This window comes from Sphingomonas xinjiangensis, assembly GCF_014199255.1.
Taxonomy (GTDB): domain Bacteria; phylum Pseudomonadota; class Alphaproteobacteria; order Sphingomonadales; family Sphingomonadaceae; genus Sphingomonas; species Sphingomonas xinjiangensis.
This window is the reverse complement of sequence record NZ_JACIJF010000025.1, coordinates 17,021-36,165: the sequence shown is the minus strand read 5'-3', so window position 1 is coordinate 36,165 and position 19,145 is coordinate 17,021. Positions and strand designations below refer to the sequence as shown.

At 60.9% G+C, this 19,145-nt stretch carries 16 protein-coding genes; 10 read left to right on the top strand and 6 right to left on the bottom strand.

Going from position 1 to position 19,145, the window contains the following annotated elements; translation table 11 throughout:
• Positions 1–321: 321 nt before the first annotated feature.
• Positions 322–1,494, top strand: a complete 1,173-nt coding sequence (gene mobQ / locus FHT02_RS19505) for a MobQ family relaxase (protein WP_184091579.1) — start codon at positions 322–324, stop codon at positions 1,492–1,494.
• Here mobQ and FHT02_RS19500 read toward each other — a convergent pair.
• The 3 genes from FHT02_RS19500 to FHT02_RS19490 all read right to left on the bottom strand — a co-directional run bounded on the left by FHT02_RS19500 (position 1,491) and on the right by FHT02_RS19490 (position 5,002).
• Positions 1,491–1,982 carry a hypothetical protein gene (locus tag FHT02_RS19500; RefSeq protein WP_184091577.1) on the bottom strand — a complete coding sequence of 164 codons (492 nt, stop codon included), beginning with the start codon at positions 1,980–1,982 and terminating at the stop codon, positions 1,491–1,493. The two genes, mobQ and FHT02_RS19500, sit on opposite strands and share 4 nt — an antisense overlap.
• Positions 1,983–2,127: 145 nt before the next feature.
• Entirely contained in the window at positions 2,128–2,829 is a 702-nt protein-coding gene (locus FHT02_RS19495) for an FkbM family methyltransferase (RefSeq protein WP_221239594.1), read from the bottom strand.
• 868 nt (positions 2,830–3,697) lie between these two features.
• Entirely contained in the window at positions 3,698–5,002 is a 1,305-nt protein-coding gene (locus FHT02_RS19490; protein WP_221239593.1) for an O-antigen ligase family protein, read from the bottom strand.
• A gap of 116 nt (positions 5,003–5,118) precedes the next feature.
• Between FHT02_RS19490 and FHT02_RS19485 the strand changes: the two genes are divergently transcribed.
• Together FHT02_RS19485 and FHT02_RS19480 are read left to right on the top strand one after the other, a co-directional pair.
• The gene (locus FHT02_RS19485; protein WP_246352570.1) at positions 5,119–6,429 is read left to right on the top strand and encodes a glycosyltransferase family 4 protein; all 1,311 of its coding nucleotides are present in this window, start codon (positions 5,119–5,121) and stop codon (positions 6,427–6,429) included.
• A 50-nt stretch (positions 6,430–6,479) separates the two neighbouring features.
• Positions 6,480–7,283, top strand: a complete 804-nt coding sequence (locus FHT02_RS19480; protein ID WP_184091569.1) for a glycosyltransferase — start codon at positions 6,480–6,482, stop codon at positions 7,281–7,283.
• Between the two features lie 26 nt (positions 7,284–7,309).
• Here the strand turns inward: FHT02_RS19480 and FHT02_RS19475 are convergent, their stop codons facing one another.
• Positions 7,310–8,602 carry an EpsG family protein gene (locus FHT02_RS19475; protein WP_184091567.1) on the bottom strand — a complete coding sequence of 431 codons (1,293 nt, stop codon included), beginning with the start codon at positions 8,600–8,602 and terminating at the stop codon, positions 7,310–7,312.
• Between the two features lie 170 nt (positions 8,603–8,772).
• On the opposite strand from FHT02_RS19475, the gene wecB reads away from it, so the two are divergent.
• Genes wecB through FHT02_RS19460 form a run of 3 tightly spaced genes read left to right on the top strand, consistent with a single transcriptional unit; the run spans position 8,773 to position 12,318 of the window.
• Positions 8,773–9,888, top strand: a complete 1,116-nt coding sequence (gene wecB / locus FHT02_RS19470; protein WP_184091565.1) for a non-hydrolyzing UDP-N-acetylglucosamine 2-epimerase — start codon at positions 8,773–8,775, stop codon at positions 9,886–9,888.
• Complete coding sequence (locus tag FHT02_RS19465; RefSeq protein WP_221239592.1) at positions 9,836–11,230, top strand: lipopolysaccharide biosynthesis protein; 1,395 nt, start codon at positions 9,836–9,838, stop codon at positions 11,228–11,230. Before wecB ends, FHT02_RS19465 begins: the two co-directional genes overlap by 53 nt.
• Positions 11,227–12,318 (top strand): glycosyltransferase, encoded by a 1,092-nt coding sequence (locus tag FHT02_RS19460; RefSeq protein ID WP_184091561.1) that lies wholly within the window; start codon positions 11,227–11,229, stop codon positions 12,316–12,318. The genes FHT02_RS19465 and FHT02_RS19460 overlap by 4 nt, the downstream gene beginning before the upstream one ends.
• On the opposite strand, the gene FHT02_RS19455 is transcribed toward FHT02_RS19460, so the two are convergent.
• Positions 12,258–13,589, bottom strand: coding sequence for a hypothetical protein (locus FHT02_RS19455; protein ID WP_184091559.1), 1,332 nt, complete (start codon positions 13,587–13,589; stop codon positions 12,258–12,260). The two genes, FHT02_RS19460 and FHT02_RS19455, sit on opposite strands and share 61 nt — an antisense overlap.
• Positions 13,590–13,810: 221 nt before the next feature.
• On the opposite strand from FHT02_RS19455, the gene FHT02_RS19450 reads away from it, so the two are divergent.
• From FHT02_RS19450 to FHT02_RS19440, 3 genes are read left to right on the top strand one after another with little or no spacing between them, the layout of a single operon-like run.
• Positions 13,811–15,742, top strand: a complete 1,932-nt coding sequence (locus FHT02_RS19450) for a polysaccharide biosynthesis protein (RefSeq protein WP_184091581.1) — start codon at positions 13,811–13,813, stop codon at positions 15,740–15,742.
• A 24-nt stretch (positions 15,743–15,766) separates the two neighbouring features.
• On the top strand, positions 15,767–16,363 hold the full coding sequence (locus tag FHT02_RS19445) for a sugar transferase (protein WP_184091557.1): 597 nt from the start codon (positions 15,767–15,769) through the stop codon (positions 16,361–16,363).
• Between the two features lie 16 nt (positions 16,364–16,379).
• Positions 16,380–17,012, top strand: coding sequence for an acetyltransferase (locus FHT02_RS19440; RefSeq protein WP_184091555.1), 633 nt, complete (start codon positions 16,380–16,382; stop codon positions 17,010–17,012).
• Positions 17,013–17,057: 45 nt separating this feature from the next.
• Here FHT02_RS19440 and FHT02_RS19435 read toward each other — a convergent pair whose 3' ends face one another.
• Positions 17,058–18,236, bottom strand: a complete 1,179-nt coding sequence (locus FHT02_RS19435; RefSeq protein WP_184091553.1) for a DegT/DnrJ/EryC1/StrS family aminotransferase — start codon at positions 18,234–18,236, stop codon at positions 17,058–17,060.
• A gap of 223 nt (positions 18,237–18,459) precedes the next feature.
• Here FHT02_RS19435 and FHT02_RS19430 point away from each other — a divergent pair, with 223 nt between their 5' ends.
• Complete coding sequence (locus FHT02_RS19430) at positions 18,460–19,143, top strand: polysaccharide biosynthesis/export family protein (protein WP_246352568.1); 684 nt, start codon at positions 18,460–18,462, stop codon at positions 19,141–19,143.
• Positions 19,144–19,145 lie beyond the last annotated feature (2 nt).

Sequence of the window (19,145 nt, the reverse complement as noted above, 5' to 3'; positions counted from 1 at the left end):
TCGCCATCGTTGTAACGCCTAGTCGTACCGTCAGTCATATGCCTCACTCTTATCTAAGAGCGAGACCCTGTCAGGTCATTTGAGGGGCCACCTCACGAGCCATTTGGATGCTTCTGACAAAGGATACTCTAATAAGTCGTTACCGCCGCTTTTGGTCCCGAGCGAAGAATGAGCTAAGGGCACGCTTATACATTGACGGTCGTCAATGTGCGTGGTCTCTAGGGGCCGTGCCCCGCCGACGGCTCCCCAAGCGCTTTCGCGCTATGAGGCTCCTGCCTCACACTCCGGCCAGCGTCTTGGCGCTGGAGCCCGTTTCGTAGCATGGCGATCTACCGCTTCTCGGCCGCGATCATTTCTCGCGCCAAGGGGCGCTCGTCGGTCGCGGCTGCAGCATATCGATCGGGATCGCAGTTGGCGGATGAGCGGACGGGCGCAGTGCATGACTACACGCGCAAGTCCGACATCCAGCACAGTGAAATCTTGGCGCCGGAGGGTGCCCCGGATTGGTCGCTGGATCGCGCCGCGTTGTGGAACGCGGTCGAGGCGGGCGAGCGTCGCAAGGACGCCCAGCTCGCCCGCGAGGTGCAGCTAGCCTTGCCGCGCGAGCTGAACGCCGATCGGCAGATCGCTCTCTTGCGCGGCTTCGTGCGCAGCGAGTTCGTGGCGCGGGGGATGGTCGCGGATTTTTCGCTGCACGATCATGTCGGCAGTGACGGCCAGGCCCAACCCCACGCGCATGTGATGCTCACCATGCGGTCTATCAACGAGACCGGATTCGGGCCGAAAATGCGTGAGTGGAACAGCGACGAGTTGCTGGTGCACTGGCGCGAGCAATGGGCGCACCAGGCGAACACCCAGCTCGCCGAGGCGGGCGAGGAGGTGCGGATCGATCACCGCACGCTGGCCGCGCAAAGGGCTGAGGCACAGGCACATGCGTCTGCCGAGCCCGAAGGCGAGCGGCGCGATGCGCTGGAAGTGCGGGCGGCCGGTATGGATCGCGAGCCGTCACCCTATCTGCGGGCGTCCTGGTACATGGAGCAGAAGGCACGGGCAGCCGCCGAGGCGGCAGGGCTCACTTACGAGCCGATCACCGACCGTGGAGGCTGGCTTGCTGAGGTCAGGACACTCGCAGCCGAGCGATTAGAGGCGGTGAAGGCGTTCGCCCATGAGCTGGCGCAGCGAGCGGCCCAGACGTGGCGGCACTGGATGGGACAAGAGCATGAGAAGCCGGTGGAGAGCGATGCCGGCAGCGAAGCGGTTGATCGGCTGAGGCGGGGTAGAGAAGTGGCTCAGGGCTCTCAGCCGAGCCAGCCTGATGCCGGTCCCTCGTCGGCTGCCGAGCTGCTACGACGTGCCAGCCAGGTTGCCCACGCCGCGCAAGCGGAAGGTACGTCAGCTGGAATAGATCGGCTGTATCGAGGAAGAGAGATCAACCTGGAAGCCACTCGAACATCGCTCCGGGGCCAATGGAGCGACGACCAAGAACAAGGTTAGGCGTGAGCCACGACGGATGTCAGTCGGTTAGGTGAATAGTATCCCAGAACCGCGCAGAAGCGCTTGATATCCTCCTCAGTCAGGTGGCGGCGCTCGGCGAAGTTACCGTAGCAGCGGGCCGAGCCCGCAACGATATTGTGGCTCCAAATAGAATAGGTCTTGCGGAGCCAGCCACGTACATGAACGCGATTGCCGCGCTTCCGGAAATCGGCATTATCCACTTGGATAGGAATTTCTATACCACGAAAACCATTCTCGACTTCGAGAATGATATGGTAGCGGGTATCTTCTATCCGTACCCCAGACACATGCTGAGAAAGCACCGTATTTAAGACGTCGTTTCGGCCGAGTTCGTCATTCCACAGGCTGGTTCCGAACTTGGACTGAATTACGATAATATGAAGCACGCCCTCGGCATCATCGAGGTGAATACCAAATTGAGCTTCGCAGGGGCTCACGACGCCGCCAAAATAAATTGGTTTTAACATCGCTGAATACCTTGCCTTGAGGTATTAACAAAATGTTGATTGAAACCGTCCGACAGTGTGGCGATAATTACCCATCAACGGAACAGTTCTAGCAAACGCCGCGCCATTCTCAACTTGATCCGCTTCCGTTTAACAGCGTTTGGGATTAACGACGATGCTCGAAAAGCACATCCATGTCGATTAAGCGCCCGGTGACAGGATCGGAGTAGCCCCGGCCCACCGAAGCTATCTCGAATCCCAATGCTTCGATCTCAGGAAGGGCGCTGGAGAGCGTGTAAGCTCCCTCATATCCTGGCTCAAGGGCAAGCTCCATTTCCAAGAAAGCTATGCGACTGAGAAGCGCGCTAGCGCCTTCCAGCGCCTGCTTCTCAAAGCCCTGAACATCTAGTTTCAGAGCGATGCGCGAGCTTTTAGGAAGGTCGACCGCGTCCAGTCGGATAACCTCGACTTCGATCTGCTTCACAATCTGTGCCGTAGGGATAGCATCTATAAGGCTTGCGGTCGGCTTAAGCAGCGAGCTGCACACGGAGTCGGCAGAAACGTTGATCGATGCGCGACCAGGGGCGGACCCGGCAGCGGCCTGCATTCCACTCCAGAGTGGATCATGGTTCATACTCTCGCTGAGCGTTGCGAACGCATCGGGAAGAGGCTCTATGGAATATATCGGGCCGTCATAGCCGCCCTCCCGCAGGCTCCGCGCGTATTGTCCGCTGTTCGCGCCCACATCGATCACCAGGTCCACGCCCCCGCGTCGGAATGCGGCCCCTCTGCATGCGTCGTATGTCTGGCTGATCGGAGTGGTGGCCTGGCCCATTCTTCTCAAGCCGGCCTTGATAAGCTGTCTCATACGCCCCCCTGTCGCCCGCCTTGTCGTCGATGGTCGGCGAGTACGTACTAGCCATTGGACTCATCTCCAAGCGGATGCGCATGCCTGACCACGACCCGCTGATATTTCCTACTCGAAAGCACGAACTTATGAGGGAGGGGAGACGGTCCCCGAGGCGAAAAGCCGCACTAGGCCGTCGCATTCGTGCTTTCGAGTATGAATTCCATTTGGGCTACGAAGATTATCTGATCGGCCCAGACGCTGGCGAGGATCGTTGCGGTTGACGGATTCTCGCAAAATGAAATAATGATCCTTAAGCAGTTACGGGTCTGCCGCTGCTGGGAGGAGCTCATTTGCACGACGCCGCAACTCGGGAGATGATCGCCTATGGCCTAATCGGCCTGATCCTGATCCTGGTCCTTACGGGCGGAGGCATTGGTTGGCAGCGCCACCGGCGCACTAAGCTGCGCCGGCGTGGGATCAAACGCCACGGTCATTGAATTCAGCGCGACTGCGCACGCATCAGACCAAAATAATGTTCCAGCATTCGCCGCATACAAGTCGAAACATGCAACATGTTGCCGATCACGCGAAACGCGGTCTCGCGCGCTGCTCTATCGCGGTTAGAATAGCCTGCCCATAAGCGGTTTTCGCCAGAGCACGACCCCGGGCCCAAGCCTGTTCGGCAGTGATGATCCTTGATGATAGGCATGACTGTCGCGGCGGCGGTCGTAGAGCTGCGTTTGCGGCTTTGAGCGCGTGTTCTGTGGCGACACCAGGATCTCGCGCCGCACCTGCGCTCGACCATCCAAGCGCGTGCTGCCTGCGCATCGCGACAATTGCAACCGTATCGACGGACCACCGCTTCCCCGCCGGGGATGACGACGGGCTATCGCGTGCGTTCGCGACGCACGGCTGAGCCAGACAGCAACATCGCCGCGAACACGATCATCGCCATCATCAACGGCGTGCGGGCGGGATAGTCAACCACGCTGGCTGCCAGTACCAGCGCCAGTATCCCCCACCCCAGCCTACCCTCGGCCGCTTCCGGCAAATCCCGCTCGGTGATCCACACGCGGATGCCGCGCAGCACCCACCATCCGCATCCGGCTAGCACCAACGCGAGGCCGGCAAGGCCGGCATCCAGCACAACTTCCATGAAATCGTTATGCGCGTGGTTGAAATACAGAATCTTCAGCAGGCTGAACGGTTCGTGCAGGCGGAACAGGGGATCGAACGCCCCCATGCCGCTGCCGACCGGAAAATATTCCTTGATCATGGTGAGCACGATAGGAAAGCCTCGGACGCGCATATCCTGACCGCTTTCCACCCCGAACAACCGGGTGAGTGACTGCGCGCGGTCGACCGAGAAGCTGATGAATGCAAACGTCACGATCAGCCCGAGGACGGTCACGATCAGGAGTGGAAACGCCCAGCGGGGATAACCCCGCGTCAGCCGCCGGATCGCGGACTGTTGCAGATACAGCCCTAGGCACAGCCCTATGCCGCCGAGGAGCATCCCCGCGCGCGACCCGCTGGCGAGGATCGTGAGCGCCAGCAGGAGCAGTAGTCCCAAGGCAACGGGGATCCGCCAGTTCGCACGCTGCGCATTGCCTAATGCCCATACCGGAGCAAGAAGGCAGCCAATCGCCATGAACAGCGCGAAATGGTTGGGGTTGGCGAAATTGCCGCTAACCCGCCCTACGGTTTCGTTGATCAACGGATTATTGAAATTCATTCCCGAGAACTGGGCAAGCCCTAGCACCATCGAGACGATGACTAGGATTAGCATCAGGCCCGGGAGGCGCAAGCGCTCCTTGTAGTTCAGGCCGGCGGCAAGAAGCAGCATCGTGAGCGGCACGACCAGCGAGGACAAGGCGTTGACTGTCGCACCGGGAACGATGGCAAGCGGTCGCCACGGCAGCGGCCGACCAACAAGGGATGCCACGTCGGCGAAGCGTTCGCGACCGGGCAGGGCCTGCCAGATTAAGGGTGGTAGAGGAATGAGTTGCAGCAGGGGAAGCGCAATTGCGGCGAGCAGCAGGATCAGCACCGGCCGTGCTCGGTTCAGCACCGGCTGCTCGCCCGCCAGCGCCAGGACGATCAGGCTGATCCATGACCACGCTCGCACGACCGCCTGCCCCAGCGCGTCGCTGCGCGACGCACCGCCCGCTATCCACAGAACAGCAAGCATCCCGCAAACTAAGACGAACGATACACTGGTTTTGTAAACCGGGGACGGGCGATGCAGGGAAGAAAGCATGTCGGCATTGCCCTTATGCTATAATCCCGTTCGGCGGAACCGACTGTTTGGCGCGATACGACCAGAGCCTGCGAGTTGACGGTAGCAGGTCATCCTCTTACCCAGCAGCCCCGTCAACGACTTGGGCGACAATCCAGACAAGTCCAATCATTTTGAAACTGATTGGCAGGCGCCGCCGGATAAAAGGATTTTATACCCATGGCAGTCTGCGCGTCGTGAAGATTGCGATTATATCCAACTTCGCGGATTCGCTTATCCGGTTTCGTGGCCCCCTGTTGCGCCTCCTTGTCGAGCGCGGACACGAAGTGCATGTGCTGGCGCCAGAATTCTCAAGCGTTCAGCACGGGGAGCTCATCGCTCTGGGGGTGCTGCCCGGAACCTACCGGATTGAGCGTACCGGCCAGAATCCGCTGTCCGATTTTCATACGCTACGCGATCTCACCGCATGGCTGCGTCGCGAGCGGCCGGACGTGAGCCTGACCTATTTCATTAAGCCTAACATCTATGGTGGCCTTGCCGCCGCGATCGCCCGTGTTCCACGCCGCATCGCTATGGTGGAAGGGCTGGGCTATCTGTTCACTGACGACGGCCGCGACGGAATGAAAAAGCGATTGGCGCGGCGAATGGCCATCACTTTGCTAAAGATCTCGCTGGGACGTGCGGACCGGATACTGTTCCTCAACCCCGATGATCGTGCCGAATTCATCGACAGGGGGATCGTGTCCCCGGCCAAGGCTCAGTTGCTGGGCGGTATCGGGGTCGATCTTTCGCATTACGACGTGGCACCCTTCCGGGATGGCCCGCCATCGTTCCTGATGATCGGCCGCCTGCTGCGCGAGAAGGGCGTGGGCGAGTTCGTGGCCGCGGCGCGGATGGTGCGCAAGGACTTTCCAGCGGCTCGCTTTCACCTCATCGGCGGCATGGACGCCAACCCCAGCGGGATATCAGCGGAAGAGATCCGCACCTTCACCGCCGACGGCAGCGTCAAATGGCTGGGCGAGATGCCCGACGTCCGCCCGGCGATTGCCGCTTGTTCGGTCTATGTGCTGCCGTCCTATCGTGAAGGTGTACCACGCAGCACTCAGGAAGCGATGGCGATGGGACGCCCGATCGTTACCACTGACGTTCCAGGGTGTCGCGAGACGGTGAAGTCCGGCGTGAACGGCTTTTTCGCGCAACCGCGCGATGCCGCCAGCCTCGCAAATGCGATCCGCAAATTCTGTGTCGATCCCTCGATGATCCCCGCGATGGGGCGCGAAAGCCGCCGGATGGCGGAGGAGCGCTTCGACCAAATCAAGGTCAACGAACGGATCTACCAGGTCATGACCGCCCCCCTGATGCCAGAAACGCGGCTGTGAGTTTAGCCAATCATTGGATTACCCATGGTAGCCGAATGGTGCCGTGTCGCGTGCGTGACTATCGCCGAAAGGACGCGGCGCGTCCCCGGATCCTTGTGGTGTTGCCATGCTACAACGCGCAACGCTGGATCGAGCCGTGTCTGGCGGCGCTTGCCCGTAACGCCGAGCCGCACGACATCCTGCTCGTTGAGGATGGGGGTGTGCCGCTTGAGGGGCTGCCCGCCGTCGACAATCTCGTCCATTGCCGGATGGAACATAATGTCGGCCTGATTAGTGTTCTGAATTTCGCCGCGCGGTTTGCGCTGGACGAGGGCTATGCATTCTATGCTCGGCAGGATGCGGATGATTTCAGTATGCCCGACCGTTTGTCGCTGCAACGCGCCAAGGCCGACGCTACGGGGGCTGACCTAACGGTGAGCGGCGTTCGTGTGATCGATGGTGACGGCAAACGACTATGGGATGCGTCGGGCGACCTTCCCGACGATCTGGTCGGAGCGCTCGCCGTTCGCAATATTTTCGTCCATTCGACATGGTTCCTGCGGACGTCGGTGTTCGCGACGATTGGCTGCTATGACGAACGCTATGTCGGCGCCGAGGATTATGAGTTCCTGCAACGCATCGTCCGCAACAGTATCGTGGCCAGTGTAACACAGCCGCTGGTCGAATATCGCGTGCACGGCGGATCGATTCTGGCATCGTCGAACCGGCCCGCGCGAACTACTGCGCGGATCGTGCTGCGGTATTTCTCTTATCGCCGACCCGCATCGTACAAGGGGGTCGTGCGCAGCATGGCGGCGGCGTTAGTGCCGCGCAATCTCAAGGCAGCGGCACGCAAACGCTTCTCGCAACGCTGAGCCCAGCTGGGGGTGCCCCGCCCCGCTCAGCCCCCGCGGATCAGCCCGCCAGACCAAAACAGTGGCGTATAGCCGTACCACCCCAGAGCGAATTGCGAGATGGCGATGCCCGCCATCCCTGCGACGATTGCGCTCCGATACGCCTTCATCGCCGGGGCTGACGCAACAACTAGTAGAAACAGCAGCACCGTCAGATACGCGTAATAGGCTAGACGATCAGCATAGATCAGATAGCTCATCGCATAGAACGGGATGGTCAGCGTCGTATAGAACAGAGCGAAGGCACCGAGATCGTCCTGCGGCACGTCCGAACGGTTCCGCAGCAGGCGGAAGCCGTAATATAACAGGATTGGAAGCAGCAGGAACACGGCCCAATCCAGGCGGTTGCCCGTGCCGACGCCCGTGTTCATGATGTTGACGAGATCGGCGGCAGACGCTTCCTCGATATCGTATCGCCGAAACCCCGAGATGCGCGACGTCAAAGGGCGCAGCGGATTGAGGCCGAAGAAATTGGCTGCGAACAGCGTCAGGTTGACGATCCATATCGTCGCGATCAGCCGGTCCCGCTGGCGGACCAGCGTCAGCAGCTGAAAGAGGAATACAATCGCCGCCGAGGAGTGGATCGACATGGCAACCGCGCCGATCAGCGCGCAGATCAGGTGCGCACGGCCGGGCGAACGGGAATTGGCGAGCAGCAGGCTGATACCGACCAGCACCAGTCCGCCGGCCAAAAACTGCCGCGTGATGTTGAGCACCCCGCTCCAGAAGGAGAAATATCCAAGTCCGCAGCACAGCAGGAACGGAAAGTACGCCTCACGCTTCATCACCGAAAGTACGCGAAGATAGCCGAGCAGCGTGATCGTAACGCACAGGACTAGAAAGGTCGAGAAATCAATTAAAGGCCGGCACAATGCGATCAGGGTCAAGAACCCTTTCTCATAATCCGTATAGGAAGATAGCTGCGGCGAATAATACAGCATGTAATAGTTGAGCCGATCGGTGACCGGCAGCCCCTCTATTTCTCTGCCGGGTAGGGGGGTGATGATGCACCAGCACAGGATCGCGCAGCACACTACGATCGGAATCGCTGCATAGACTATGAAGTAGCGCGGGCTCTGCGACGCCGTCCACGCCAGCACGAAGACAAGTAGGAACGTGGCGATTAGCCCGAGATAGGCACCCCAGAACACGGTAGTGGTCGATTGCAGGACCAGTGCCGCTACCATGGCGACGACGATGCAGACACGCTGTGCGGTCTCGCTGGCGTTCGACCGTGCTGTCGGAGCGAGAGCAGCAGGGTTGGCAGGTTGCGGAGACATGGCGCCACCTATCGTAAACCCAACGCTCGCGGCAAGGACGCCCTGCGCTTGTTCCATGTCGTGGCGTCCCGGCCGGATAGGACGCCTTCCCAAGAACGAGATCTTGCCACTGCCGCCTCTTGTATGCCGGGCATCATTCGCTAACGCGGCTCGCGAAGAAGGAGTGTTCGATGAAAGTGATGAGCATTTTTGGAACGCGGCCGGAAGCAATAAAGCTGGCACCCGTCATACGTGCGTTCGAATTAGAACCAAGTGTCGAACATATTACCTGCGTCACAGGCCAACACCGTGAGATGCTCGATCAAGTGCTGGGTTTGTTCAGGATCAAACCTGCATTTGATCTCAACGTCATGCGCCCCCGGCAGAAACTTTCCGAACTTTCGGCGAATGTATTGCAGACTGTCGACAACGTGCTGGCAGAAACCAATCCGGATTGGGTTATTGTGCAGGGCGACACCACATCCGCGTTCGCCGCAGGGCTGGCGGCATTCCACCGCAAGATTAATGTTGCGCATGTCGAGGCGGGGTTGCGGACCGGCAATATTATGTCGCCTTGGCCTGAGGAGATGAACCGCCGGCTGCTAACTCCGATCACCAGCCTTCATTTTCCGCCGACCGCGCGGTCTCAGGCCAATCTGCTGGCCGAGAACGTCCATCCCGACCGGATCGTTGTCACCGGCAATACCGTGATCGACGCGTTGTACAGCATCGTAGATCGGCTCGACCAGGAACCAACGCTGCGTGAACGTGCGGGGCGGGGTATGTCATTCCTGAGCGACGAACGCCGCCTGATTCTCGTCACCGGCCACCGCCGCGAGAATTTCGGAGAAGGCCTGCGCCAGATCTGTATCGCGATTAAGGCGCTGGCGGAACGTGGCGACGTCGACATTGTCTACCCGGTGCACCTCAACCCCTCTGTCCAGGAGGTCGTGCACGAGATGCTGGGGAATGCCCTCAACGTGCATCTCATTCCACCACTCGAATATCTGTCTTTCGTCTATCTCCTGAAGCACGCCTATATCGTCATCACCGATTCCGGGGGCATCCAGGAAGAGGCTCCCGCGCTCGATAAGCCGGTGCTGGTGACGCGCGATTCAACCGAGCGGCCTGAGGCCGTCGACGCGGGCAGTGCGCGCCTGGTCGGGCCGTCGGCGGATCGCCTGCTGACCGAGGCTCGGCGACTGCTGGACGATCCGGTAGCGTATGCCGACATGATAAAGGGTGGCAGCCCCTATGGCGATGGGCACGCTGCCCGCCGGATCGTCGAACGGATCATGGCGGGGTGATGCGATGGATCCTGTGGGGGTGACATCCGTCTCGTCCCTCGATGGCGGAAAAATGGGTTTACCGCGCCTTCTGGCCGAGGTGGTGGCCCCCGGTTCGTTGATTCAAGGCACCATGTTGTCCGTCGTTGGGGCGGGGGGTAACCGGGCCCTGCAGATCGGTGCGCTGCTTCTGGTGGCGCACCGGTTCGGGCCGGGCGGTCTTGTGACGGTGTCGGCGGTGATCCTGTGGAGCAGCATCCTCGGGCTCGCGATCGCACCGGGCTTCTCGCTGCCGCTGACCGGTGCCGTCGCGGGTGCGCGAGCGCGCGCCGAACGCGGCATCTGGCCAATCCTATTTCTGGTGACGGCGGCGATTCTAACGGTGATCGTCGTCGCCGCCGTCGTATGGCTGTCGGCCGGGATAACCGCGCCGGGACTAAACCCTGCGTGCTTCGCCATCCTGCTGGCGGTGATGGCATCGGGTTTTTGCATCCAGGCGGTGACGCTTGCGGGGCTGATCGCGGAGCGCGCCTACTGGCAGGCGATGCTGAGCAGCCTTCTGCTCGGCGCGGGACAGATGGTCGCGGTCGTGCTCGCGGTCGACCCTGCGACGGCGGCAGTTTGCGTGGCAGGCGGCACGCTATTGGTTGGCGCCATTTCGGCAGCCCTGCTGTTCTGGCAAACCGTCGCGAGAGACCGAGACGCGAAGGCGCGTTTCACGCAGTGGCGCGTCATGCTCGGGCGGATCCCGCCTTCGCTCATTGGTTCGTCGGTGGTGGAGCCGACCAACCTGATCGTCCTGACCTATATTTTCACTGCGGCGCGCACGCCGATCAACACATCGGTCATCACGGTCGCGCAGCAATGGCTCAGCCTGCTGCTGTTCGTTCCCGCCATCGTGAACCAGGTCATCCTGCCGCGTCTGATGCACAGGGTTGAGACCGGCGACCTCATCGGCTTCCGTCGGCAGGCATGGCGGATCGTCGGGCTTAATTTCGCGCTGACGCTGGTGCCCGCGCTCGCCCTGATGATCGCGCGATCGTCTCTCCTGTCAGCCTATCACCTTACCGGAGCCGAATATCCGTTCGTCGTGCTGCTGTGCGCGGGCTGGTTCAGCGCGCTGGCGTTTCCATTCGGGACAGTGCTGACCGGGCTTGGTCATTTCAAGTTCTCCGCATTCGGCAACATCTTCTGGTGCGTCGTGTTTCTCACCGTGTCGCTGCTGCTCGTGCAGCGGTCTACCGACGGTTTCGCCGAGGCGCGATTGTCCGCCTATTCCGCCTTCCTACTCTTTGTTTCGCTTGCGACTTTTGCCAGGCTCAGGCGACTGACCTCCATTGTCGGCGGCGGGGGAACGTCATGAAGATAAGCATCTGGTCCTACGCCAATCTCGAGCGCGTCTACGGCGTCGCGTTCTCGCTGGCACGTTTCCTACGCGCGCAAGGGCACGACGTGCGGGTCCTGTACGTCGGCGAGGTGGACAAGCGGTTCGTCGACGAGGATGGTATTGAGGTCCGGTCGATCCGCTCGCCGGCGAGGAGCGGGCTGAAGCGCGCGCTTGTCTTCTGGTGGGGCGTGTTGCGCGCGCGCGACCGGTCCGATGCGATATTGATGGTGGGAACGCGCTCCGCCCTCTTTTCATGGCCCTTTTGGTCACTGCGCCGGGGCAGGACGATCGTCTTCGCGTATGAACTGGACGGAGACGGCCGGATGGAGGCCGTCGCCAATCGGCTGCTACGCGCCGTGGATCATGTCGTCGAGGTCAACGGCCATCGTGCTCGCCTGCGCGCTGTGATCGCGCGTCGACCCGACGCCGTCATCCGCAACGTGCCCGATCGCAAGACTGCGGGCCAGATATCGGCGTTGCACGGTGTTCCGCGTGCGCCGAACCCGCACCGGATCATGTATGGTGGGCTAATCGCGCATTATCAGGGGCTCGACCTGCTAGTACGCGGCTTCGCGCAGTCGGAGGCACGCGAACTTGAACTGATCGGCAACCACGAGGAAGCGGCCTATCTAGACATGCTGCGCGCGATACCGTTGCCACCAGATAAGCGGCTGACCATTACAGGTCCCATGCCGCGCCCGGTCCTGTTGCAGCGGCTGTGGGCCGAGGCTGCCGCGCTCGTATGCCTGTACCCGTACCGGGACATCGCGGGCCGAATGAACCGCCTGAACACCAAATATGCTGAACCAACCAAATATTACGAATACATCCTGCTCGGTATCCCCTTCGTGACCTTCCGCCATCCCAGCTTACCGCAGGGTGAGGACGGTATCTTCACCGTGTCGCAGAGCGAGGACGCAATCGCCGACGGGCTGAACCGTGCGCTGGCCTGTTCCCGGACGCGCGAGGGGCGGCCCTTCGCGAGGGGCGGCGGCTTTCCGGTTTACGAGGCGGAACTGGCCTCAATCCTGCCGCTGCTTAAGCGTCCATCAACCAGCCCCTGACGATCGCCCTTGACCCGCCAGATGCGATCACGGTTGCTGGGGACATTGATCCGCAGGTTGTCGCCGCCTTGGCTAATCGTGGCATAATGTCCCCAGTATCCCGGACCAGTCATGGTCGCGCGTCCGCCAAGGATGACGACATGATCGGCGGAGTAGACCGCGATGCCGTGGCGGTCATACTGGTTGTCAATCGCCTCGATGCCGTCGAACGCCACGGTCCGGTCCTGGAAAGGGTGGCCGGTCCGAGCATCGACCGCGTAGAATAGAAGTGAACCATCGCCGGTAGTCTGCCCTTCCGGATCGGATAGCAGGCATTGTTCAACCCGCAGGTTGCTCGCGATCCGGCCGTCTTGATAAAAATAATGATGGAACAGTAGTCCACCAACATTGTCGCGCATGTCGACGTCGGCGAAGGTGATGTTGCGAAAGCCTTCCCCCGGCAGCGAACTCTCGCAATCCCAGGGCCGGCCATAGCGGCGCGTGCCCCCCCCCGCCGCCAGCGCACGGGCGCGAGTGCCATTAGAAGCCGGCAGGGCGCCCGAGGCGGCAAGATCCTTACCATTGTTCTTCAGGTACCCGCCCTGCATCCGGAACCCATCGACTCCCATCAGCGAGCCTCCGTGCCGACCGTTCCACTGGAAATCGCAGTCGACGAGCTGGATGTCGCCGAAAAAGTAGCCGGCGCCGGGGGGCTGCTCTACGCCGTTGCACCAGGTGGCGAACCCGTCGGTCGCACAGTTCCATGCCCGGCACCGTGTTAGACTGACGCCTTTGACGGCACCGGGGCGATAGCCGCTGAGCAGCCACCCAAAGCGGCGGCCATCGCCGCCGGAGGTCCGCAGCAAATCTTGGTTGCGGCGGTTGCCGTCCACCATGCAATCGGTGAAGGTAAGGTCGCGTTTGGGTTCGTGTGTTGAGGCGATGGTGTATGGTGTGGCGTCGGTTGCACCGGGAGTGGTCAGGATGTTCAGTCCGATGACGTGCGATCCCGAGGGCCAGTCGATCGTTCCCGCAACATACCACCGTCCCTGCGTTCCGCCGCACGCCACCCCACGCCGTGCCGCTTCGATCGCCATGCGCTGCAACGCCTCCGTCGCATCGCGACCCTGCGCCGCCTGCGCGCGCGTGGCATGGCCAATCGCTCCGAAGTCCTCCGGGATCAGCATCGTGGAAGGCGATGCGGCACAGGCACGGGTGAACATCAGACTGCTTCCCGCTAGCGCGAACGGCAACGTCAGCGCGGCACGGCGGGACAGGTGCAAATCCGACATTACTGCCGATCTTTCGGCATGATGGTCAACAGCCCGAAGGGCTTCATAACTGTACCGTCAACGTTGGTCCTGCTCGATTGAGCATACGATAAGCGATTCTGCTTAGACAACGATTTGTAAATGGCAACGTCATGCTGTAGAAGGACGGCGTATTCCAATTTCGACAGTAATTAAAAACTACTGGCAAATATCGTAGGACGAAAAGCAGTTTCGTGAGCAGCATGTGGAATATTATCGAGCCCACTATCTTCGCTGTCCTGCGTTATCTTGTAGGTGTTGGCCGGACAGTCAAGCTTTTTCTTGTCATGGCCAACGACGCGTTGCTTTGCGTGATTGCAGTCTGGATTGCCTTTTCGCTGCGATTGGGCGAATGGGTCTTGTCCAGTCGAGCCGTGCTTGCCGTCATCGCGGTAAGTTTGGCGGCGTGGCTGACGATTTTCACGCTATCTGGCATCTACCGATCGGTCGTGCGGTTCATGGGAGCGCGCACGATGGTGAACATCGTGACCTCGTGCATGATGATCGGCGTGGTCCTGGCGCTAGTATCGCTCGCAAACTTCGTTCCCAGCGTGCCGCGTACGGTCGCCGTCATTCAACCGCTGGTTTTTTCAGTCCTTTTGATCATGAGCAGGCTCGTCGCGCGCTACGTGTTTTTCGACCTTCTCAATCAGAAAAGTTTCTTTGGGCAGCGCCAGCGGGTCTTTATCTACGGCGCGGGATCATCGGGGCGACAGCTCGCGTTGTCGCTGCGGTACGAAGGTAACATGTTGCTGTGCGGCTATCTTGACGACGACGCGCGCATGGCCGGCAAGCACCTGGACGGGGCGCGCGTGTACAAGGCGGACAATGTCGCCGAACTGATCGACCGGCATGAGATCGACATGGTTCTACTGGCCATTCCTCGCATCTCGCGCCAGGAGCGGGAGAAGCTGGTGCGCAAATTCGAGGACATCAGCGTCCGCGTACTTACGCTGCCAGCTATCAGCAATCTGCTGGACGGTTCGATTTCGGTAGGCGATCTGCGTGAGATCGAGATCACTGACCTACTGGGTCGCGACCCCGTGCCGCCGAACCAGCATCTGCTGCACAAGACCGTCACCGGCCGTTCGGTGATGGTGACCGGTGCGGGCGGATCAATCGGCAGCGAACTCTGCCGGCAGATCAGCCAGCTTGAGCCGACCGACATTATCCTCGTCGAAATGACGGAACACGCGCTCTATCTGATCGAGGGGGAACTGCGCGAGGCCGAGAAGCAGGGGATGCTCAGTGGGTCCGTCGCGATCCACGCCGAACTGGGCAGCATCGCCGACCATGACACTGCACGCCGCCTGTTCGATCGCTGGAAGCCCGCGACGGTGTTCCATGCCGCGGCCTACAAGCATGTTCCGCTGGTTGAGGAGAATGTGATCGCGGGCATGCGCAACAACATCCTCGGAACGCTGCAATGCGCGCTGCACGCGGACCGTGTCGGTGTGCAGAACTTTATCTTGGTCAGTACCGATAAGGCCGTACGGCCAACTAACGTGATGGGGGCCAGCAAGCGTGTCTGCGAACTAATCCTCCAGGCGCTGAACGGGCGCGGAAGCGGGACGTTGTTCGCGATAGTGCGGTTCGGCAACGTGCTGGGCTCCAGCGGGTCGGTCGTTCCCCGGTTCCAGCGCCAAATCCGTCAGGGCGGCCCGGTCACGCTGACGCACCGGGATGTGACGCGCTATTTCATGACGATTCCCGAGGCCGCACAACTTGTCATCCAAGCCGGGGCCATGGCCGAAGGGGGGGAGGTCTATGTCCTCGACATGGGCCAACCGATCCGAATCTACGACCTGGCACGTACGATGATCAATCTTTCGGGGCTCAGCGTTCGCGACGCGGCCAATCCTGATGGCGATATAGAGATTTGCGAGATTGGGCTGCGTAAGGGAGAGAAGCTGTACGAAGAGTTGCTGATCGGCAATTCGCCGCGTCCTACCGACCATTCCCGTATCATGCAGGCGCGCGAGGCGCATATCGACTGGCCGATCCTCAACAACTATCTGCACGATCTACAGGATGTGCTATCCCAAGGTGATCGCGAAGCGTCGCTGGTGATCTTGAGCATGCTAGTGCCGGAATATAACGGCTCTCAAGCCCGCCGCTCTAGCAACGCCGCCTGATCCTTCTTGAACGGATGATTTCCGATGCCGCGTGCCCTCGAGATTGTTCTGGTCGCGCTCGTTCTACCGATCGTCGCGCCGATCCTGCTGCTGCTGATGGTTCTAGTATATTTCGATTTGGGGCGTCCGATATTTTTTCGACAACCCAGGCCAGGGTTGCACGGCAAAGTATTCGAACTGCTCAAATTCCGCACGATGACCAATGCACGCGACGCCGATGGCGTCTCGTTGCCAGACGCGCAGCGCCTGACCCGGGTCGGTAAGGTTCTGCGTTCGCTCAGCCTCGACGAGCTGCCCTCCTTCTGGAACCTGGTGCGCGGTGACATCCGACTGGTTGGCCCCCGCCCGCTGCTGGTGTCCTATCTCCCGCTATATTCCCCCGAACAGGCCCGACGGCACGACGTGCCCCCCGGTATTACGGGATGGGCTCAGGTGAATGGACGCAATGCGTTGAACTGGGAGGAGAAGTTTGCGCTCGACGTCTGGTATGTCGATAATCGCAGCCTCTGGTTGGACTTGAAGATCTTGTGGCTGACCGTGCGAAAGGTGCTTGCCCGCGAAGGCATCAGCGCGGAAGGCGAGGCGACGATGTCGCGATTCACCGGCACCAAAGGCGAATAGTCTGGAAGGAACGACCATGCATTGCATCGCCATTTATGGGGCCAGCGGTTTCGGTCGGGAAATCATGCCGCTTATGCGACAGCAATATGCCGGCGAGGGGGTCAGCTTCGTCTATATCGACGACGAAATGGCGAATGGGCAGAACATCCTGACGTTCGATGCCTTTGTAGCGCGACCCGAGCCGCAGAAATCCTGTATTCTCGCCATCGCTAATTCGACGATCCGCGAAAAACTGGAAGCGCGCTGCCTCGCGGCGGGTGTCGCGATCATTGGAGTAAAAGGAAGCAACGTCATTGTTCTAGACAATGTCGAGATCGGCGAGGGCGCGATCCTGTGTGGTTTCGTACACCTGACGTCAGACATTCGTGTCGGCCGCCAGTTCCACGCTAACTTATACGCCTATGTCGCACATGATTGTGTGATCGGCGACTTCGTCACGTTCGCACCCGGCGCCAAGTGCAACGGCAACGTACATATTGACGATCATGCCTATATCGGGACGGGCGCGATCCTGAAGCAGGGGACGCCTGACAAGCCGTTGCGGATTGGACGCGGGGCGGTGATTGGCATGGGCGCGGTCGTGACCAAGGACGTTCCGGCCGGTGAAACATGGATCGGCAATCCCGCGCGACCGCTGCGGCGCGACTGACTCCCGGTCCGCTGCCTGTTCGGGGGGGGGGCAGATGGGCCGATCTTAGGCCGTTGCTTGCTTCAGCACGGCACCCACCGCGTCGCACATCTTGGCGACTTCCGCGTCGGTGATCGTGGGGTGGGTGAGAAACATCAGGCTGGTCTCGCCCAGCTCGCGCGCGACCGGCAGTCGCGCTTCAGGGCGCCACGGCGTGTTGTCGAACGCCTTTTCAAGATACACCTCGGAACAGCTGCCTTGGTACACCGGCACGTCGAGCGCAGTAATCTCGGCGACAATGCGGTCGCGGTCCCAATCAGACTTCAGCCCTTCGGGACAAACATAGGCATAGAGGCGGTAGAAGGCGTGGGTCATGCCTTCGCTGGGCAGTGGTGCGCGCACGCTGTGTGGGAACGCGGCAAGGACGCCGTGCAGCTGCCGTGCTATCGCGGTTCGTCGCGCCGTCCAGTCCACCATGCGCCGCAGCTGGATCCGCCCGATCGCAGCTTGCATCTCCAACATGCGCCAATTGGTCCCGAACTGTTCGTGAACCCAGCGAAAGCCCGGGGGATGTGCACGCTCGTACACCGCTTCCCAGCTCTTCCCATGGTCCTTGAACGACCACATGGCTGACCAGAGGCCGGCATCGTTGGTGGTTACCATGCCCCCCTCGCCGCCGGTCGACATGATCTTGTCCTGGCAGAAGGACCATGCTCCGATGTCGCCGATTGAACCGACCATGCGATCGCCGATTTTCGCGCCGTGCGCTTGGGCGCAATCCTCCACGACCCGGATGCCGTGCGGCTGCGCGAGTGCGAGTATGCCGTCCATGTCGGCGGGCCAGCCGGCCAAGTGCACCGGAATGATGGCCCGGGTGCGCTCCGTGATCTTGGGGGCGATGGTGGCGGGCGAGATATTGCCGCTGTCGCGGTCGACATCGGCGAAGACTGGGGTGGCGCCAGCGGTAACCACGGTGGAAATCGATGCGATGAAGGTGCGCGGCGTGACGATCACCTCGTCCCCCGAACCGATGCCCAATGCTTTCAGCGCAAGGTCGAGCGCGAGCGTGCCGTTGGCGACCGCCACCGCATGGGAAGTCTCGGTCCACTGCGCGAACTCCTCTTCGAACGCACGGCCCTCACCCCCTGTCCAGTAATTGACGCGGTTCGATCGCAAGGTTTTGGCAACGGCGACCTGCTCTTCCTCGCTGAAGCTCGGCCACGGACTGAATTTGGTGTTGAGCATATCTGGAGCTGCTCTGCCTATGGAGGTTTGCGGGGCGATATTGGGCCGCCTTGCCACGGTCACAGCGTGACAGCAATCTGCGCGATGTCTGCCGCGGGGTGCCCATCATCGGCGGGGTTCCTCTGCTTTACCCGAGGATATCCAGCAACTATAGGCTCCCGACTTCTACTCTATCCACCGCGGATGATCCCAGCGCATGCGTAAGCTCTGTATCGCTCTTCTGATGGCGAGCGCCCTTGCAGGGTGTGCCGGTCATCAGCCTCTCCAATCCACCCAGCGGCTGACCGTTGTCGACAGTGCGGGGATGTTGCCTCCGCCGAGCCGGACCGACCTGACCGCGGCCGACCGCCCGGCGCTCATCGGTCCGCTGGACACGATCCAGGTTGATGTGTTCAACATCCCAGACCTCAGCCGTGAGATGCAGGTGGACTCCAGCGGGCGGATCGCAATGCCGCTGGCGGGCACGCTTGACGCGCGCGGCAAGACGGCGCAGGAACTTGCTAGCACGATCGAGACGGCGTTGCGCGCGCGCTACGTCCGCAACCCCGAAGTTACCATTAACATCAAAAATTCGGTCAGCCAGGTCGTAACCATCGAGGGACAGGTGGTTGAACCCGGCCTGTACCCCGTCACCAACCAGATGACGTTGATGCGGGTCATTGCCTCCGCCAAGGGGCTGTCGGAATTCGCGCGGCAGGAAGAAGTTGTTATCCTCCGAACCGTGGGCAATCAACGCATGGCGGGGCTTTACAACGTCGCGGCGATACGTCGCGGGGAATATGACGATCCGCCTGTCTACGCCAACGACATGATCGTAGTGGGTGATTCTCCGCAGCGGCGTCTGTTCCGCGACCTCGTCTCGCTTTCTCCGCTTCTAGCGGCACCGCTGATCGCGGTCATTCAATAAGG

Bases quoted from the DNA above. Each gene is read 5' to 3' on its own strand.
- FHT02_RS19495 (WP_221239594.1), bottom strand. From the start codon at position 2,829: ATGAGACAGCTTATCAAGGCCGGCTTGAGAAGAATGGGCCAGGCCACC.
- FHT02_RS19455 (WP_184091559.1), bottom strand. From the start codon at position 13,589: ATGTCGGATTTGCACCTGTCCCGCCGTGCCGCGCTGACGTTGCCGTTC.
- mobQ (WP_184091579.1), top strand. From the start codon at position 322: ATGGCGATCTACCGCTTCTCGGCCGCGATCATTTCTCGCGCCAAGGGG.
- FHT02_RS19430 (WP_246352568.1), top strand. From the start codon at position 18,460: ATGGCGAGCGCCCTTGCAGGGTGTGCCGGTCATCAGCCTCTCCAATCC.
- wecB (WP_184091565.1), top strand. From the start codon at position 8,773: ATGAAAGTGATGAGCATTTTTGGAACGCGGCCGGAAGCAATAAAGCTG.
- FHT02_RS19440 (WP_184091555.1), top strand. From the start codon at position 16,380: ATGCATTGCATCGCCATTTATGGGGCCAGCGGTTTCGGTCGGGAAATC.
- FHT02_RS19460 (WP_184091561.1), top strand. From the start codon at position 11,227: ATGAAGATAAGCATCTGGTCCTACGCCAATCTCGAGCGCGTCTACGGC.
- FHT02_RS19500 (WP_184091577.1), bottom strand. From the start codon at position 1,982: ATGTTAAAACCAATTTATTTTGGCGGCGTCGTGAGCCCCTGCGAAGCT.
- FHT02_RS19465 (WP_221239592.1), top strand. From the start codon at position 9,836: ATGGCGATGGGCACGCTGCCCGCCGGATCGTCGAACGGATCATGGCGG.
- FHT02_RS19445 (WP_184091557.1), top strand. From the start codon at position 15,767: ATGCCGCGTGCCCTCGAGATTGTTCTGGTCGCGCTCGTTCTACCGATC.
- FHT02_RS19450 (WP_184091581.1), top strand. From the start codon at position 13,811: ATGTGGAATATTATCGAGCCCACTATCTTCGCTGTCCTGCGTTATCTT.
- FHT02_RS19475 (WP_184091567.1), bottom strand. From the start codon at position 8,602: ATGTCTCCGCAACCTGCCAACCCTGCTGCTCTCGCTCCGACAGCACGG.
- FHT02_RS19435 (WP_184091553.1), bottom strand. From the start codon at position 18,236: ATGCTCAACACCAAATTCAGTCCGTGGCCGAGCTTCAGCGAGGAAGAG.
- FHT02_RS19490 (WP_221239593.1), bottom strand. From the start codon at position 5,002: ATGCTTGCTGTTCTGTGGATAGCGGGCGGTGCGTCGCGCAGCGACGCG.